This is a genomic window from Neobacillus novalis NBRC 102450 (assembly GCF_001591805.1).
Taxonomy (GTDB): Bacteria; Bacillota; Bacilli; order Bacillales; family Cytobacillaceae; genus Neobacillus; species Neobacillus novalis.
Window position 1 is genome coordinate 150,165 of record NZ_BCVP01000016.1, and the last position, 15,891, is coordinate 166,055.

General features: G+C 39.8%; 14 protein-coding genes. 10 read left to right on the forward strand and 4 right to left on the reverse strand.

Annotation, left to right across the window (positions count from 1 at the left end):
• Position 1: 1 nt before the first annotated feature.
• The 5 genes from BANVL01_RS14115 (at position 2) to BANVL01_RS14135 (ending at position 6,326) form a co-directional block, all read left to right on the forward strand.
• Complete coding sequence (locus BANVL01_RS14115; protein ID WP_066087493.1) at positions 2–1,087, forward strand: 4Fe-4S binding protein; 1,086 nt, start codon at positions 2–4, stop codon at positions 1,085–1,087.
• A 180-nt stretch (positions 1,088–1,267) separates the two neighbouring features.
• The gene (locus BANVL01_RS14120) at positions 1,268–2,578 is read left to right on the forward strand and encodes a DUF4139 domain-containing protein (RefSeq protein WP_066087490.1); all 1,311 of its coding nucleotides are present in this window, start codon (positions 1,268–1,270) and stop codon (positions 2,576–2,578) included.
• Between the two features lie 213 nt (positions 2,579–2,791).
• The gene (gene ftsZ / locus BANVL01_RS14125; RefSeq protein ID WP_066087487.1) at positions 2,792–4,051 is read left to right on the forward strand and encodes a cell division protein FtsZ; all 1,260 of its coding nucleotides are present in this window, start codon (positions 2,792–2,794) and stop codon (positions 4,049–4,051) included.
• Positions 4,052–4,320: 269 nt separating this feature from the next.
• Positions 4,321–5,166 carry a hydrogenase small subunit gene (locus tag BANVL01_RS14130; protein ID WP_169803179.1) on the forward strand — a complete coding sequence of 282 codons (846 nt, stop codon included), beginning with the start codon at positions 4,321–4,323 and terminating at the stop codon, positions 5,164–5,166.
• Positions 5,167–5,345: 179 nt separating this feature from the next.
• Positions 5,346–6,326 carry a proline dehydrogenase family protein gene (locus BANVL01_RS14135; protein ID WP_066087481.1) on the forward strand — a complete coding sequence of 327 codons (981 nt, stop codon included), beginning with the start codon at positions 5,346–5,348 and terminating at the stop codon, positions 6,324–6,326.
• Between the two features lie 146 nt (positions 6,327–6,472).
• On the opposite strand, the gene BANVL01_RS14140 is transcribed toward BANVL01_RS14135, so the two are convergent.
• The gene (locus BANVL01_RS14140; RefSeq protein WP_066087478.1) at positions 6,473–6,895 is read right to left on the reverse strand and encodes a hypothetical protein; all 423 of its coding nucleotides are present in this window, start codon (positions 6,893–6,895) and stop codon (positions 6,473–6,475) included.
• 312 nt (positions 6,896–7,207) lie between these two features.
• On the opposite strand from BANVL01_RS14140, the gene BANVL01_RS14145 reads away from it, so the two are divergent.
• On the forward strand, positions 7,208–8,188 hold the full coding sequence (locus BANVL01_RS14145) for a VanW family protein (protein ID WP_066087477.1): 981 nt from the start codon (positions 7,208–7,210) through the stop codon (positions 8,186–8,188).
• Between the two features lie 60 nt (positions 8,189–8,248).
• Here the strand turns inward: BANVL01_RS14145 and BANVL01_RS14150 are convergent, their stop codons facing one another.
• The gene (locus BANVL01_RS14150) at positions 8,249–9,298 is read right to left on the reverse strand and encodes a sulfite oxidase (protein ID WP_066087476.1); all 1,050 of its coding nucleotides are present in this window, start codon (positions 9,296–9,298) and stop codon (positions 8,249–8,251) included.
• 120 nt (positions 9,299–9,418) lie between these two features.
• A complete protein-coding gene (pepF, locus tag BANVL01_RS14155) occupies positions 9,419–11,233 on the reverse strand; it encodes an oligoendopeptidase F (protein WP_066087473.1) in 1,815 nt (604 codons plus the stop codon).
• 89 nt (positions 11,234–11,322) lie between these two features.
• Between pepF and BANVL01_RS14160 the strand changes: the two genes are divergently transcribed.
• Entirely contained in the window at positions 11,323–11,808 is a 486-nt protein-coding gene (locus BANVL01_RS14160) for a PaaI family thioesterase (RefSeq protein WP_066096555.1), read from the forward strand.
• Between the two features lie 96 nt (positions 11,809–11,904).
• The gene (locus BANVL01_RS14165) at positions 11,905–12,306 is read left to right on the forward strand and encodes a hypothetical protein (protein ID WP_066147905.1); all 402 of its coding nucleotides are present in this window, start codon (positions 11,905–11,907) and stop codon (positions 12,304–12,306) included.
• Between the two features lie 43 nt (positions 12,307–12,349).
• Here BANVL01_RS14165 and BANVL01_RS14170 read toward each other — a convergent pair whose 3' ends face one another.
• Positions 12,350–13,255 carry a TetR/AcrR family transcriptional regulator gene (locus tag BANVL01_RS14170; protein ID WP_066087468.1) on the reverse strand — a complete coding sequence of 302 codons (906 nt, stop codon included), beginning with the start codon at positions 13,253–13,255 and terminating at the stop codon, positions 12,350–12,352.
• Between the two features lie 182 nt (positions 13,256–13,437).
• Between BANVL01_RS14170 and BANVL01_RS14175 the strand changes: the two genes are divergently transcribed.
• Both BANVL01_RS14175 and BANVL01_RS14180 read left to right on the forward strand, forming a co-directional pair.
• Positions 13,438–14,967 carry a DHA2 family efflux MFS transporter permease subunit gene (locus tag BANVL01_RS14175; RefSeq protein WP_066087465.1) on the forward strand — a complete coding sequence of 510 codons (1,530 nt, stop codon included), beginning with the start codon at positions 13,438–13,440 and terminating at the stop codon, positions 14,965–14,967.
• 124 nt (positions 14,968–15,091) lie between these two features.
• On the forward strand, positions 15,092–15,688 hold the full coding sequence (locus BANVL01_RS14180; protein ID WP_066087462.1) for a branched-chain amino acid aminotransferase: 597 nt from the start codon (positions 15,092–15,094) through the stop codon (positions 15,686–15,688).
• The last annotated feature ends 203 nt before the right edge of the window (positions 15,689–15,891 follow it).

Genomic DNA, 15,891 nt, shown 5'->3' on the forward strand with positions numbered 1-15,891 from the left:
AATGAATCTTTTCAAATTAGTTAATGTGATTGAAAAAGGAATGTCGACACTGAATATCGAACAAAACCTATGTTCACGGTTAATTTCACCCAAAAGCACCTGTCAGAGCTGTGTAGCTAATTGTCCAACGAACAGCATTACGTTTAAAAATAACAAAATTGAAGTCGATGACCACTGTGTTGAATGCGGCCTTTGCACAACTGTTTGTCCAACGAGTGCTTTATCATCACAACGTCCTTCGCTCAATCAACTTGTAACAACTATTATTCAGATGTGCGGACAGAATGAAAGAGTCTACTTGCGTTGTGATAAAATGCAAATTTCTGATTCGGAGATTGCAGCGGTAACAGTCCCTTGCTTAGGAATGATTCCACGAGAGGTCTGGGTTACTATTAGCAGCTACTGTGACAATCTTTCTATCTATCAATCTGAAAAGAGCTGTCGCGATTGTGAGATCTCAATGGGAGAAGTTGTCTGGCGGAAGGAGCTGAGGGCAGGAGAAGCGATGTCAGGAAAGCAGTTGTCCGTCACGTCGACAATCCAGCCATCTAGGCAGAAAACGCAGTTTAATAATAGCAGGCGGGCGTTCTTTACTAGATTAGTAAGTGAAATCAAGACAACCAATAAGCTTGCGCTCCGTGAAGAATTAGGCGGCTCTGGAGTTCAATCGTATCAGGAAAAGCTCCAGGAGAATCATATGATAAAAGTGAAAAAAGAATGGACAGCAGTGACAAATAGGATTGTCGAGAGGGTAACAAACGAATCAGTATTACCAAATATTAATAAACGAAACCTATTTCTAGCTGAAATACAGAAAAATGAAGACTTAAAAAAACGGAAAGATTGCCGGCTTCCGACAATTTTACCGGACTGTAATTTTTGCGGAGCCTGTACCATCCTCTGTCCGACCAGTGCCTTAACCCTAGAGAATGGGAATGGAGTCACCATGATTAACCTTGAACCCGCTAAATGTGTCGATTGTCATCTGTGCGAAGAGATTTGCTTTTTCCAACATATTTTCCTTCAAGACGAACTGAATGGGAAACTGTTGGCCAAGACGATTGTGCTTGCGGTGAAAAGGAACTGACAATTACAGTTTCGGTTTCATCTGTTATATAGAATTGGAGTAAAAGCTCACATCAATTTGTGGGCTTTTTTTGGTTGTTTATCTGAATAATCCGATTATTTTACAGGAAGTTTTGGTAGTACGATGGATATTTATGTTAAGATATGAATAAATATCTTAATTAATTGGAGGAATCTAATTATGGTCTACAAATCTTCGTCGGCTAATACTCAAAACCTATCATTAACAATTTATAATGACAATTTTGCTGTTGTGAAAGAGACGAGGGATTATGCACTGCAGGAGAATGAGACCATTGTTCATTATTTAGATGTTGCCAAAAAGATTGAAACCGATTCTATCATTGTTTCCGGTGTTGAGGTACAAGAGTTAAACTATGATTTTGATTTAGTAGATAAAGCAAAGCTGCTGGAAAAGTATATGGATCATACGGTTCTTTTACAAGATAGTAAAACGAAAGTAAAAACCGAGTATCGCTTGCTAAGTATGAGCGGCGGACTAGTTTTAGAAAATACTGCCACTAAAGAAATTGTGCTTGACCCGGACGGGGAGATTATTTTGCCAAAACTTCCCGATGAATTAATTGTAAAACCCGCACTTGTATGGAAAGTGGGCCCATCAAACTCTAAATCTATCAATGTATCTTACATAACAAAAGGGATTAGCTGGGAATCTAATTATGTGCTCAAGCTTAAATGTGAGACGTTTGACCTTACCGGATGGGTAGAAATTGATAATTTTTCAGGGGCTGCTTTTCTTGATGCCAAGCTAAAGGTTTTAGCTGGAGATGTGAACCTTGCTGAAGTGGGAAGAGCTTATTATATAGAGCCAGTCGTTTATAGCCTCACGAATATGGAAGAACAGTTCGAGGAAAAGCCATTCGCAGACTATCATATCTATACGTTAAAGGGAACGACCACCTTAAAGGATAATCAGAAAAAACAAATAAAGTTTATCCACGTTGAAAATGGTACGTTTAAACGCTATTACGAGTTTGATTCCTATAGTGAAAATCCGAAAGTGATGCTCGAGATAAAGAATTCTGTGCCTAATCGAATGGGAATCCCTCTGCCCAAAGGGAAGATTAAAGTCTATCAAGACGACCCAGTAGAGAATTCGACTGAATTTATCGGCGAAGACCGTATTGCCCACACCACGAAGGATGAAAACATTTCCTTGTATATCGGCAATGCCTTTGATATTGTTTGTGAAAGCAAAATCCTAAAACGCTATAAAATGAAAAACTTCGAATATGAAAAGCATGAATACATTTTGAAAAACCGCAAGAGTGAAAGCGTCCTGATTAAGATTAACCATTACATTAGCGATCGCTTTTGGAAGATTGAGGAATCAACTGATGAATTTAAATTAGTAGACACCAACCATATCGAATTTTGGGCGGAGGTAGCGCCTGAAGAAGAGAAAACGATCAGTTTCGGGATTACCTGTGACCGTTCTATTTACATGGAGATTAAAAAGTCTGACGATTAATAATCGCTGAAAATGAAATGTCTGGAAAAATCCATTTAACAAAATGGATGCTCCTTGACATTTTTTTAAAAGGAATGTCTAGAGGACTATATAAAAACCGCTATTATATTGGTAAAATATCTAGATAAGAATGTTTTATGTAAAGTAGCTAATCCAGCATAAATATATCGCTATAGTTTTTATACTAGTGAATGGAAAATAGGAGGAAGAAAAATGTGGGACTTTGACATGGACATAGATCAAGCAGCTAAAATTAAAGTAATTGGTGTAGGCGGCGGCGGAAATAATGCTGTAAACCGAATGATTGAGGACGGTGTTCAGGGTGTCGAATTTATTGCTGTGAATACGGATGCCCAGGCTCTTAATCTATCGAAAGCCGGGATTAAAATGCAAATTGGTGCCTCGTTGACAAGAGGTTTAGGAGCAGGTGCCAATCCAGAAATTGGAAGCAAAGCAGTGGAAGAGAGCAAAAATCAGCTCCAAGAGGTACTAAAAGGTGCAGACATGGTTTTCGTTACAGCCGGAATGGGCGGCGGAACGGGAACTGGGGCAGCTCCGGCAATAGCGCAAATTTCCCGTGATCTTGGTGCCCTAACGATTGGTGTGGTCACACGTCCGTTTGGATTTGAAGGCCATAAGCGCCGATTAAATGCATCCAGCGGCATTGAGTTAATGAGGCAAGCAGTTGACACTTTAATTATTGTGCCAAATGATCGCTTATTACAGATTGTCGATAAAAGAACACCGATGGTTGAAGCATTCCGGGAAGCGGATAATGTTCTTCGTCAAGGTGTGCAGGGGATTTCTGATTTAATTGCTGTCCCTGGATTAATTAATCTTGATTTTGCTGACGTGAAAGCGATTATGTCTAATCAAGGGACTGCATTAATGGGGATTGGGGTTTCAAAGGGGGAAAATCGCGCTGTCGATGCAGCCAAAAAGGCGATTTCCAGCCCGTTACTTGAAACTTCTATCGATGGAGCACAAGGTGTTTTAATGAACATTACAGGCGGCAGTAATTTGAGTCTGTTTGAGGTACAAGCGGCGGCGGATATTGTCGCTTCTGCTGCTGATAAGGATTTGAACATGATTTTCGGTTCGAGCATTAACGATAATTATAAGGATGAAATCATGATAACGGTCATTGCCACCGGATTTATGGATAAAGAGAAACCAGCTTCCAAATCCTCAAGGGAAGCAATGCCAAAGTCAAATTTCCAGTCTCCTCCTAGACGTGAAAGGACAAAACAGGAGGAACCAGTTTATTATTATGGCAGGCAGGAATCAGAGAAATCAACCCATGAAAACGGTCACGGGCAATGGGGGAAGTCGGAAGGAACGCTGTATAATAATGAGGATAATAAACCAGAGACAAAAGAATCGCGCGGTGATAGCAGCTGGTACGAGCAAGAGCCGGAAAAGTCACTGGATATCCCTGCCTTCTTGCGGAATCGAAACAGAAGGAATAATTAATAACTGTTAGCTTCAAAAACTAGGCTGCTGAGAAATACTCGGCAGCTTTTTTTTATATGGATAAAATCTCGAATTCCCGTATTTACATGCTGGAAACCTTTTAAAGAACATTTTTTAAACATTTGCAAAACACATGGACAAACGCTTTATTAAAGCCATAAACTTCATATATAAGCGCTCAATGTCATGGGCGAGTGATTAAATAAATTGCCTTTTGTGAAATACTGAACAATATTTTCTGAAAAATCACGATGGAGGAGATTGAAATTATGTCCACATACAATTGGTTAGAGGCAATCAACGTTACGGAAGAAATGGTGGGAAAATCTGATACCCGCCTCCCTGTAATATGGATAAGTGCGCTTGATTGTACAGGCTGTAAAGAGGCGTTTACTCGTTCTTTTGAACCAACAACATTGGAAACCATCTTAAATTTTATTTCTTTGGAATACAGTGAACTTTTCTCAGCAGCAAGCGGCCGGCAAGTTGAAGAACATAAAGAGTTAATTTTTAAAAAATACCAGGGTGAATATGTCCTTGCGGTTGAGGGCGGAATTCCCGGCAGTGACGAATTTCTTATGATTGCCGGCAAATCTGTTCGTGAAGAAATAATCAATGCAGCCAAAAATGCAAAGGCTGTCATTGCTTTTGGGAGCTGTTCGGCATGGGGCGGCATACCGGCAGCTGGTATTAATCCAACAAATGCAGTCGATATTCGGGCGGTTCTTCCTGAGGATGTACCTGTTGCACTTGTACCAGGGTGCCCGCCGATTCCAGAGGTCATTATCGGAACACTACTAAATGTACATTTTCATGGTAAACTGCCAGAGCTTGATAAAAAGCTCCGTCCAAAAATTTTCTATCAAAAAACCGTCCATATGACCTGCCATCGGAAAGCCTTCTTTGACCAAAAGTTATTTGCCGAGTCCTATGATGATGAAGGGGCGAGAAGGGGTTACTGTTTGTTCAAATTAGGCTGCAAAGGCCCCTCGGCATTTAATGCATGTGAATCGATTGGTTATGACCGCTGTATCGGAGCAGGGTTTTCTTGCATCGGCTGCTCTGAAAATGGGTTCTGGGATAAAGGAGGATTTTGCGCTAAAAGGAGAAAGTGACCGATAGAAGGTTGTCTGGCGTGGATTGCCTGACACCTTTTTTGTAAGCCATTTAACTGTTCAAAACCTTTGGATATTACGTTTCTTACTTTTTTAAATTGGCAATATTCGAAAAATAATTTTTATTGAAAGCGTATGCTATAATGAAATTGTAAATTTAACTGCAAGGGGAAATCGTAATGTTAAAAGATTTTTTCATGGGTTTATCCCAAAATCAATTTCTTAATAATACAGCTAAAAAGTATGGGTTAAAAATGGGAGCGCAAACCGTTGTTGCCGGCACCAATATAGAAGAAGCTATCAAAAGTATTAAAGAGCTTAATGCCCACGGAATCTCTTGTACTGTCGATAACTTAGGTGAATTCGTCTTCAAAGAAGAAGAAGCAGAAGAAGCGAGAGAACAAATTCTTAAGGTAATTGAAGCGATTCATAAGCATCAAGTCGATGCACATATTTCTTTAAAGCCGACACAATTAGGGTTGGATATTGACTATCACTTTTGTTTAAACAACGTCAAAGAAATTGTCGATAGAGCAAATAATTATGGAATTTTTGTTAATATCGATATGGAAGACTACAGCCACCTGCAGCCGACTTTTGATCTTTTAGAAGATCTTTCGCTTGAATATGAGAATGTCGGAACCGTTATTCAGTCTTACTTCCGCCAGGCACAAGAATATCTTGAGAAATATCGAAATTTCCGGATTCGGATTGTAAAAGGTGCCTATAAAGAGTCAGAAGAAATAGCATACCCGGATAAAAAAGATATCGATGCGAACTTTATTAAGATTACCGAATGGCATCTGAAGAACGGAAAATTTACGTCGATTGCCACCCATGATCATCAAATCATTAATCATATAAAAGAATTTGTTAAAAAGAATAACATTCCCAAAGAAAAGTTCGAATTCCAAATGCTTTATGGTTTCAGAAAAGACCTTCAGCTAAAACTAGCAAGCGAGGGCTACAACTTCTGTACTTATGTGCCTTTTGGAAAGGACTGGTATGGTTATTTCATGAGACGCCTTGCAGAAAGACCGCAAAACTTAAATCTTGTAGCTAAACAAGTATTTAACAAAAAAACCAACACCGTCCTCGGCGTAGCGGCAGGAGCGTTTTTATTAGGGAGAATGACGAAGAAGACTAAAAAACGTAGATAAATTTACGATAAATCAGCTTGTTATCGAAAAAGCTGTCATCAAAAAAACCGCTGGAACATACTTCCGGCGGTTTTTTGTCGTCAGCTTTTAATATTAAAAAAAAGAACCATGCCTTTGTATGTTAATCTTTGTTAACTACAAAGGTGTCAGGCACCTGAGTTTACTGAGTTATATGAAAAGTCATGGTCATCCCATTGGAAAATTCCCTCTTGCAGTTTTATCATGTGATCAAAGGGGCATGTGATGGGGGTGGTCTCATTAAGGTATTCGCCCATGCTAAGTCTCTCTTGGTCCATTAATTGTTTCTTTAATAGAAGCATATCCACTTTAGAGGCAATTCGAATGATTTTATCAAGTGTAATCTTCTTTTCGCTGATTCCATGGCTATTACAAATGCTATTTTGAAAACTTTTGTTATACTGGATCATCATTTGTAAATCATTGATACTAGCCACACCAAAAACCTCTTTTATTATATCCTCGTAACGAAGCTGGGTGCCGGTTGCAAATTTCACAATATTCTTCTCAGGGTTTTCCAAGAAATAAACTGTTTCAATTGAATGTTCCATGAAAAATCCTCCTTTTACATTTATTTCTTCATCCAGGCTGAAAAAGCGAATCAGATAACTTTATTATACCATAAATAAAAAACCTTTGCTCGGCATCTTTCGTTTATTGTAGGTTTATGTCGAAATACCAACTTGTATATACAATCAGCCTTGGCTCCAGATTAATGGAGATGTTGAAGTAATATGGACAGGCTGAACGGAATAGGATAGGTGAGTGGGAGCCGATTGCCTCCATTTGTATTTTTGTTGTAGACCATTTTAATGAAAGGATAAGTGGAGAAGTTGCGGAAAATCCATAAACGGACGTGCATCATGTTAATACTTTTAATTAGTAGTTTAATAGGGTTGGCTGGATGTACAGAAAAGCCAGCAAAAGATAAGTCTTTAGAAGGAAAGGTAAACGAACCGCAAAAGCAGTCTGAGAAGAAGCCCCAGGATGAACCAAAGAAAGAAGAGGAACCGAAGTCTATTGTGGTAAATGTCATCGACCCTAATACGAAGGATATCGTCAAATCCTTTCTACCGGTAGATATGGGGTTTGGGGCAGACAATGACACATATAAAAAGGAAATAGAGAAGTGGGCTAAGGAGCTGGCGCGGGGAACCAATCAGTCGCCTGGATATGACCAACGAATGATTTTAGATAGGCTGGACGCCAATGGTCAAATTATCAAAGGAAAGCCAAAAATCATCTTAGAGGAATCCGAGTTGGTTGAAAAGCTGATGGAGGCATCAGTAGTGGGCGGTGATGTCGAGCTGCCCATATATGTGACTGAAAGCGGCTATAAGCCGGAGGACACTGCCCATTTAGATGAAGTAGCTGTCGCATCCTTTACGACAAAATTTAGCAGTGCGGTCGTTGGCCGTTCAAAAAATATTGAGCTCTCGGCACAAGCTATTCATAATATCATTGTTGGCACCGGGGATACTTTTTCATTTAATACGACTGTGGGCCCGAGTGATGCCGCCCATGGATATCAAATAGCGAAAGAAATTGTCAACAAGAAATTAGTAGATGGAGTTGGCGGTGGCATTTGCCAGACATCTTCCACCTTATTCAATGCTGTTGACAAATTAGGCGTGAAGTATGTAGAGAAACATCATCATTCCTTATCTGTCGGCTATGTTCCAGCAGGAAGGGATGCGACAGTTTCCTATGGTGGACCGGACTTTCAGTTTCAAAACACAACCGGAGTCCCATTCCTAATAAAAACCATCTACGGCAAAGGCACATTAACAATTGAAGTAAGAACATCACTCGCCTATCAAAGCCAGCTTAAAAAAGCGAATTAAAGGTGTCACATTAAGGGGTGTCAGGCACCATGTGAAAAAAATCACATGGTGCCTGACACCTTATTCCACTTTTACCCAAATTTTATCGATGGCGTTGTGGCCGTAGCCTTTTTGATTCCAGAAGGGGTTTTCGGGCTGGGTTCGATTATGGGAATCGGCTGCTCTTGTCATGATAGTGTATTCTCCTTTTTTGGTTACCGACCATTCATATGTCCAGGAGGTCCACCCATAACCGTGATTAGCAGGTTCCCCAATCTCCACGCTAGACCAGTTTTTACCATGGTCCAAACTGATTTCCACTTTTGTAATCACACCTTTGCCAGTCCAGGCAATTCCCTTAATCAGGTGCTTTCCGGTATTGAGAATTTCCATATTTAGTGGTTTTTGAATGGTGGAATTTACATTTTGGATCGTTACGGGATAAGCGTCCGCATCGGTTTCTTTATTGGGATAATAAACATAATCGACAGATTGAAAAGGGCCGTTAAATCCTGACCCTATTACACTTATTTGCCTTATCCATTTTACCGAGGCCATCGCGTACCACTGTGGAACTATTAATCTTAATGGATACCCATGCTTAAATGGAATTGGCTGCCCATTATACTCATAGGCAATGAGGGTGTCGGGGTGCATCGCTTTTTCCAAGGGCAGGCTCCTGGAGAAAGTAAAGATTTTATCTGTGTCTGTTCTTAAACCACTGTCATAGCCCTCGACTAAAACTTCCCTAGCACTTTGCTTGATTCCTGCTAGCTTAAGGATATCTCTTAGCGGAACGCCCTTCCAATAACCTTCACTAATTGCTCCTTTTTCCCATTGTTCTCCATACACTTTCGGTTCCAAGAAATGACGCTTATTGCCGGCACATTCGAGGACAACTTTAACCGTTCTCGAAGGCAGCATTCGAATCTCCTCCAGAGAGAACAATTTTGGATGGTTAACTAATCCATTGACAGGGAGCCAATAGCTTACTTGTGAGAGACTAGGGTAGGAAAAGTGATTTCTGCGAAAAAACAACTTATTGTCAATAGGACCAGACTCAATAAACTGAATCGGTGTTTCTTTGTTTTCCGGGTCTAACTTCCGGACAATTAACGATGGCTTCGGCATGATAACCTCCTAAAAAGTGATTAATAATAAGTATGCTCGGGATTCATTTAAAATTTTAAAAAAAGGGTGTCAGGCACTATGTGAAAAATTCACATGGTGCCTGACACCTTAGTGTTTAAACTATTCATATGACCGTTCTAATTCATCTATCAATGAGCCAACATATGCAACTGCTTTGCGGATGGGGTCTGGTGTTGACATATCTATGCCTGCATGTTTTAAGAGTTCCAGCGGTTTCATTGTGCCGCCTGCTCGAAGGACATCAAGCCATCGGTCAACGGCTGGCTGACCTTCTTCCTGAATCATTTGCGCAACTGCAGTTGATGCCGTTAAGCCTGCGGAGTAAGTGTATGGATATAAGCCCATGTAATAATGAGGCTGCCGCATCCAAGTCAAGCCCGCACCCTCATCAATTTCAACAGAGTTCCCCCAGAATTCAGAAAGGACCGCTCCGGTGATTTCAGTCAATGTCTGTGCTGTAAGGGCTTTGCCAGCTTCAGCAAGAGCATACACCCTGCGCTGATATTCCGCCTCAAGTAAATGGGTGACAAAGTTATGATAATAGGTTCCTAGCAGCTGCAAGATTACCCAGCGGCGCATTTGCTTATCTTCCGTCCCGGTGAGTAAATGCTGGCCCAATAACATTTCATTCATTGTTGAAGGGGCTTCTACGAAATACATGGAGGGACGGACATTCATAATTCGTTGATTTTTATTTGCTAAATAGAAATGTCCCGCATGGCCGAATTCGTGTGCCAGGGTGAAGCAGCCGCGCATGTTGTCTTGCCAAGTAATCAGAATGTATGGATGCGCACCATATGGACTAGAGCAGAAAGCACCGGTTGATTTCCCGACATTATCTGCGAGGTCAACCCATCTCTCTTTAAAACCGCGCTCGATAATAGCAGTGTATTCAGGTCCCATTACTCGGAGAGAGTCAAAGATTACTTGACTTGCTTCTTCATAGGTCGTCTCCGGATTGAAGTCAGGATCAAGAGGGGCCTTTAAATCACAGAAAAATAGCTGATCAAGACCTAAAACCTTTTGCTTTAATTGGGCAAATCGGCGCATATGAGGTGCTAACTCTTTATAAATGATGTCAATCTGATTGTTATACATTTCAAGTGTTACTTGCTGCGGTTCCAACAGCATATGTGTAACAGACTCGTACTTCCGCAGGCGGGCGAGCGTAACTTGCTTATTTACCTCAGCTGCATACGTAGCGGCCATGGTATTTTTATACTGCTTTAGCGTAGAAACAAACGAGTTGTATGCTTTTCTGCGAACATCTGTATTAGGTGAGAATTCGTAACGGTTTTCAAATAAGGCAAACGATACAGGAAGTTCAATTCCTTCTCCATCCTCAATCGAAGAAAAATCCATATCAGCTAATTTGGTCATTTGATAAATTTGGTATGGAGCTCCCTGAAGTTCGCCAAGTGCTGCAAGTGCTTCTTCCGTTTCTTGTGAAAGGATATGCTTTTTTGTTTCAAGCAGCTCGAGCAGATTTTTTCGGAAATCATCAAGTCCAGGTTCTTCTTGAAGATATTTTTCGACTGTCCCTTCCTCAAGTGCAAGAATTTCTGAGTTAATAAACGACAAGGCCGCCATCGTTTTTGTACGAAGGGCCGAGAATTTAGCTGAATTTGCCTGATTAAGCGGATCGGTTCCGTCAGCCGATTGTTTTAGGCTTGCGAAAGTCCCAGCCTTAATTAGTTTCATCAAAAGCTGTTCTTGGGCACTTAAACAATCAAGTAAAGCATTTGGACCAGTATGTAAAGTACCTTTAAATTTCTCAAACTGTAAGACTTCTTGGTCGATCACTTCTAACTCAGCTTCCCAAGCCTGTTCAGACGGGAATAAATCGACGAGGTTCCATGTCAATTCCTCCGGTACTTCTGCCCGTGTAAGTCTTTTTTCAACTGTTTTTTTCATTTCAAATTCCTCCTTTACTATTTCGTACTACTAAATAGTATCATAGGATGAGAAATATGTTATACTTTTCTGAAAAAGGGGGAATCACTTTGGTTGAAAAAATAGTAAATGCCATTCAAGATGAGTATCCGGACGATTTTGCTTGGTGTTACGGCTGCGGCCGCTTGAATGAAGCGGGACATCATTTTCGAACCGGCTGGCACGGGGAGCAAACGGTGACGATTTATACACCTGAGCAAGCGCATCTCGCATTGCCGGGATTTGTTTATGGCGGAGTTATTGCTTCGCTGATCGATTGCCATGGAACAGGTTCCGCAGCCTTGGCGCTGCATCGGAAAAACGGTCATGAGCCGGGAGAAAAAGGTGACCCGCCGCGTTTTGTAACCGCTTCATTAAATGTCAATTTTCTTAGACCTACTCCACATGGTGTACCATTAAAGGCTGTTGGAATTGTCAAGGAGATTCATCCGAAAAAATTTAAGGTGGAAACTGAGGTTTTTGCAAATGATATTCTTTGTGCTCGTGGTGAGGTCGTTGCTGTCGTCATGCCAAGTACCTTTTTAACCAACAAATAAATCGTTTGTAATAAAACTGAAATATCCCATTTTGAAACAAAACCCACCCCTTAGCCGTCTAATTAAGTATGAGAGGCTTGATCGGGAGGAAAACGGATGGGGAAGCTGCAAAGAATATTTATAACCTTCATTATTATATTGGCGATTGGGTCAGCCATTATTATTAGTTCTTTTGGGTCTGTCCTATTTCAAGAGGGGAATCCAGTTCCATTAATGGTATCAGCCATGAAACTGCATCTTTTCGATTCTGAGTACGTGGAGTTCTCAAAAACTGAAAAACGCAGCCGGTATTTATCGAAAAATATCGGGGATAGTCGCTATGATATCGTTAAGGAATTTATGAAGTCAAAAGGCTGGATATATGAAGAACAAATGGGTTCGGGATTAATCTTTGTTCAAGACGATAGAGAGGCTATAGTTGAAACCAGGCAATACTCGAAATATTTCATCATTTGGGATGTTCAGCAAGCATTGTTTACTAGTGACAGCGGTACATAAAGCCAGTAAAAACCCCTAATCAATTGATTAGGGGTAAATTTATTTAGTGCACTTCCTCTAACTGCTTAAAGTATTCATCAATCAGCTCTTCCAGTTGCTTCAATTCTTTTTTCCAAAATGAATTGCTATGCAAAGATACCAGTGCACTTTCAATTAGAAATTTCCGGGGCTTTTGTCCATGCAATAATTCATCCTGGATAAAGTCTAACAGTTCAATGTATTTTTCCTGTTCGCCTTCATCAAGGAAATTCTTCGTTATCGCTTTCCGCAACGGTACAGCAAAGTTGAGAAGTTGTTGTTTAAATGTTCGGTTGTTGTGGTTACAAGACGGCAGCCACATTTCCAAATGCCCAGGTTCAAGCAATTGACTGCCGGATTCGGCCACCTCGTCAACCATTTTTACTAGACGTCCGACGCAATACCGGACCACCTGGCTGATTTTTTCCCCTGTTTCAAAGGCCATTCGATTATATTGAAGATTATGCTGTAATATTCCCTGAAACATGATGGCGCAATCTAGCAGGTATGGTTTCTTATCCTCACCAAAGATATCTATGAACCTTGTATAAAACCAATGAAGTGTACCCAAACGGCTACGTTGAATGAATTGTTTAAGGTCGATATCATTGGAAGCCATGACTTCTTCATGAAGGGCGATTAACTTATTCTTTTTATTTGCAATCAGCTGTAATTCCAGTTGTTTCATAAATATCTCGATATCTGATCGGTCATGGCCCATTAATAAATCAGTGCGCTCTTTTTCAAGTTCCTTGTAAATAGTTTTATAAATACCGATTAATAACTCGCTTTTGGATGAAAAATAATTATAAAATGTCCCTTTAGAAATCCCGCTATAATCTAAAATGTCTTGAATCGAGGTAGCGTGGAAGCCCTTTTCGACAAATAATTGATGTGCCATCTTAATCACATTTTGTTTCCGGTTGTACATAATATCACCTTTAATTGGATTTGTACTTACTGTATAAATTTATACTACCTTATTTATAGACTGATTACAAACTCATAATTTTTATGTTTTTTTTACTTGCAAAAGTTGAACTGAGAGTATATTATATCTAAGTGTATAACAGGGGTATAAAAAAATGTACTAATATTATAGGGGGAAATTTAATGACTCAAACTATAAAAGAAACCAAGCGTCCACCGTACGGGATTATTGCGGTTTTGATGATTGGGGCTTTTATTGCATTCTTAAATAACACATTACTAAACATTGCCTTGCCATCAATTATGAAGGACTTAAAAATTGAAGCGGCAACTGTTCAGTGGCTTACGACAGGGTTTATGTTAGTAAACGGAATTTTGATTCCAGCTACAGCCTATTTAATTCAAAAATTTTCCGTCCGGCAATTATTTTTAGCTGCCATGGGATTATTCGCATTCGGAACCATCCTAGCAGGATTTGCCCATGTCTTTCCAATATTATTAGCGGGCCGAATGATCCAAGCCTCTGGTTCAGCCATCTTGATGCCACTCTTAATGAATGTTATGTTAATTAGCTTCCCTGTAGAAAAAAGAGGGGCAGCGATGGGAGTTTTCGGATTAATATTAATGTCTGCACCGGCGATTGGACCTACATTATCGGGATGGATCATTGAACATTATGACTGGAGAATGCTATTCCACTTTGTGACACCAATTGCTATTGTAGTCATATTTATAGGATTTTTCATGCTTAAAGATAAGAAGGAAAAAGTTAATATTCGTCTTGATTTTCTTTCTTTACTATTATCCAGTATCGGTTTTGGCGGAATCCTATATGGATTTAGTTCTGCCGGTAGTAAAGGTTGGGATAGTCCGCAGGTCTACGGGACAATAATCATTGGGGTTATTTCTTTGATCGTGTTCATATTACGTCAATTAAAACAAGAACAGCCCTTGCTTAATTTCAAAATTTATAAATACCCAATGTTTGCCTTATCATCTGCCATTGCAATGGTTGTTAATATGGCTTTGTTTTCTGGAATGTTACTTCTCCCTATCTATGTTCAAACACTAAGGGGCATTACTCCAATGGATGCTGGACTCTTGCTGCTGCCAGGAGCGATTTTGATGTCCATTATGTCGCCAATTACAGGGAAATTATTTGATAAGATTGGCGGACGGATTTTAGCAATCCTGGGCTTATTAATTATCGTCGTGACCACTTATGGATTTAGCAAATTAACACTGACAACTAGCTATACACATTTAATTATTCTGTACTCAATAAGAAGTTTCGGTATGTCAATGGTGATGATGCCAGTTTCAACAAATGGTCTGAATCAATTACCAGCACGTTTCTATCCACATGGTACTGCCATGAACAATACCATGAACCAGGTAGCCGGGGCGATTGGCACCGCGTTATTGGTAACGATTATGACAAACCGTACGGCATCCAAGGCGAAAGAACTCGGTGATGCTGCTATGAAACACTTTACAGAACAGCCGACTCCGGCTGCAATCCAAGAAATGAAACAACAAGTTATGGCGCAAGCAATGTTAAATGGAATAAATTTCTCATTCTTAATTGCCACCGGTATTGCCGTTGTTGCACTCGTTCTTGCTTTCTTTATTAAACGGGCAAAACAAGCGGAAGACCCAGGCGAAGTTAAGTCAGCAGCTAAAAAGATGACGGCTAAGTTAGCGGGAAATTAAATATCAAACTAAGGGGTGACTGTTTAGGTCGCCTCTTTTTTTGAAATTGAGGATATATATTTGCTTTTTTATATAAAAAAACTCAATATAATACAAAGGAAGGTACTATAGGAGGATCTATGCAATGTTAAAAGACCACATTATGCAATACATAACAGTACAACGAGCTAACGAAAATGCTGATGGTATTGGTATTTATAAAGAAGAAAAAGAATACGCAGTGAAAAATCAGCTCGCGGACGAAATTCTTTTTGTTGAGAAGGATGCTAATACTCGATTTGCTGACGCCTATATTGAACGGTGTGATAAATCATCAGAAAATATGATAAAGAATGAGAATTCCTCGTTCTTAACGCAGTCCCTCGATTACCTGAAAAAGCATAAAAATGAGTTTATTTATTTAGAGTCCAATTGGTTTGAGTTGATTGGAGTTGAAGCTGTTTCATTAGAGGCGGATGACGTCTTTGGGACTTATGACGTCATGTTAGGATTAAAACTTCAGAAGAAATTCGAAAAAACCTTAAAGGAGCATTTGAATAGTCATTTACAAGGCGGAGAAGCAAAATTCGATTTAATGTTTAGTCATGATGACGGTTTATGGAATCTGAATTTCGCGCTGAATTATGTAGAAGGATTTACGGAAGAAATGACGATTGGCGAAGCGTTTCAATTAATTTATCGGTTTTTATTTAAGCTTGCTGAAGCGGCGGAAGAAAAGTAAGGAAAAAATAGGGATAGAAAGGGGCATCGGAAGAGAATCCGATGCCTGTTTTTTTATGATGATTCGACAAAATTCTTGACGTATGTCGAAAACTTTCTTTAGAAAAAGTAAGCATTTGATTTCGATGGAAAGATGATTTTTTCAGTTAGAACTATTGATGTTTAGAGAATAAAGAATTTTTTCGATAAAAAGAAAGAAAGATA

Bases quoted from the DNA above. Each gene is read 5' to 3' on its own strand.
- BANVL01_RS14115 (WP_066087493.1), top strand. From the start codon at position 2: ATGAATCTTTTCAAATTAGTTAATGTGATTGAAAAAGGAATGTCGACA.
- BANVL01_RS14120 (WP_066087490.1), top strand. From the start codon at position 1,268: ATGGTCTACAAATCTTCGTCGGCTAATACTCAAAACCTATCATTAACA.
- ftsZ (WP_066087487.1), top strand. From the start codon at position 2,792: ATGTGGGACTTTGACATGGACATAGATCAAGCAGCTAAAATTAAAGTA.
- BANVL01_RS14130 (WP_169803179.1), top strand. From the start codon at position 4,321: ATGTCCACATACAATTGGTTAGAGGCAATCAACGTTACGGAAGAAATG.
- BANVL01_RS14135 (WP_066087481.1), top strand. From the start codon at position 5,346: ATGTTAAAAGATTTTTTCATGGGTTTATCCCAAAATCAATTTCTTAAT.
- BANVL01_RS14140 (WP_066087478.1), bottom strand. From the start codon at position 6,895: ATGGAACATTCAATTGAAACAGTTTATTTCTTGGAAAACCCTGAGAAG.
- BANVL01_RS14145 (WP_066087477.1), top strand. From the start codon at position 7,208: ATGTTAATACTTTTAATTAGTAGTTTAATAGGGTTGGCTGGATGTACA.
- BANVL01_RS14150 (WP_066087476.1), bottom strand. From the start codon at position 9,298: ATGCCGAAGCCATCGTTAATTGTCCGGAAGTTAGACCCGGAAAACAAA.
- pepF (WP_066087473.1), bottom strand. From the start codon at position 11,233: ATGAAAAAAACAGTTGAAAAAAGACTTACACGGGCAGAAGTACCGGAG.
- BANVL01_RS14165 (WP_066147905.1), top strand. From the start codon at position 11,905: ATGGGGAAGCTGCAAAGAATATTTATAACCTTCATTATTATATTGGCG.
- BANVL01_RS14170 (WP_066087468.1), bottom strand. From the start codon at position 13,255: ATGTACAACCGGAAACAAAATGTGATTAAGATGGCACATCAATTATTT.
- BANVL01_RS14175 (WP_066087465.1), top strand. From the start codon at position 13,438: ATGACTCAAACTATAAAAGAAACCAAGCGTCCACCGTACGGGATTATT.
- BANVL01_RS14180 (WP_066087462.1), top strand. From the start codon at position 15,092: ATGTTAAAAGACCACATTATGCAATACATAACAGTACAACGAGCTAAC.